Source organism: Vibrio atypicus, from assembly GCF_009811315.1.
In the GTDB taxonomy this organism is placed as follows: Bacteria; Pseudomonadota; Gammaproteobacteria; order Enterobacterales; family Vibrionaceae; genus Vibrio; species Vibrio atypicus.
Genome location: NZ_BLID01000032.1, coordinates 1 through 587, shown reverse-complemented (window position 1 = coordinate 587; position 587 = coordinate 1). Strand labels below are relative to the sequence as shown.

The 587-nt window shown below is 44.0% G+C and carries 3 tRNA genes; all 3 read left to right on the top strand.

From position 1 onward, the window contains the following. Nucleotides 1–47 precede the first annotated feature (47 nt). The 3 genes from GVO60_RS22150 (at nucleotide 48) to GVO60_RS22140 (ending at nucleotide 323) form a co-directional block, all read left to right on the top strand. Nucleotides 48–123 (top strand) — tRNA-Lys (locus GVO60_RS22150). A 10-nt stretch (nucleotides 124–133) separates the two neighbouring features. Continuing rightward, a tRNA-Ala gene (locus GVO60_RS22145) sits at nucleotides 134–209 on the top strand. A gap of 38 nt (nucleotides 210–247) precedes the next feature. Further along, nucleotides 248–323 (top strand) — tRNA-Val (locus GVO60_RS22140). Nucleotides 324–587 lie beyond the last annotated feature (264 nt).

Below are 587 nucleotides of genomic sequence, written 5' to 3'. Positions count from 1 at the left end.
CCTTTCACGGCGGTAACAGGGGTTCGACTCCCCTACGGGATACCATTGGGTCGTTAGCTCAGTTGGTAGAGCAGTTGACTTTTAATCAATTGGTCGCAGGTTCGAATCCTGCACGACCCACCATTTTCTCGATGGGGCTATAGCTCAGCTGGGAGAGCGCCTGCCTTGCACGCAGGAGGTCTGCGGTTCGATCCCGCATAGCTCCACCATTCGAGAAACTTCTTCCTATAAGAAGTAAAACTAATATGGGCGATTAGCTCAGTTGGGAGAGCACCTGCCTTACAAGCAGGGGGTCACTGGTTCGAGCCCGGTATCGCCCACCATCTTTAAGCGCATTTGCTTAAGTGTTCTTAAAAATGGTTTCTTTCTTTAAATAGAAAAAATCTAGCTCTTTAACAATTTGGAAAGCTGACAAATCAACAATGTTTTGTTGATTGTAAAGTTCTCAATGTTTGTCTTTAAGACAAACACCAATACAACACATTCAAGTGTTCTTGGGAATGTCACTTTAAGTGACTATTCAAAATTGAGTCCGGCAAAATCGAGTCTGCACATGTATAAAAATGCAGACAACTTTGGTTAGTTGA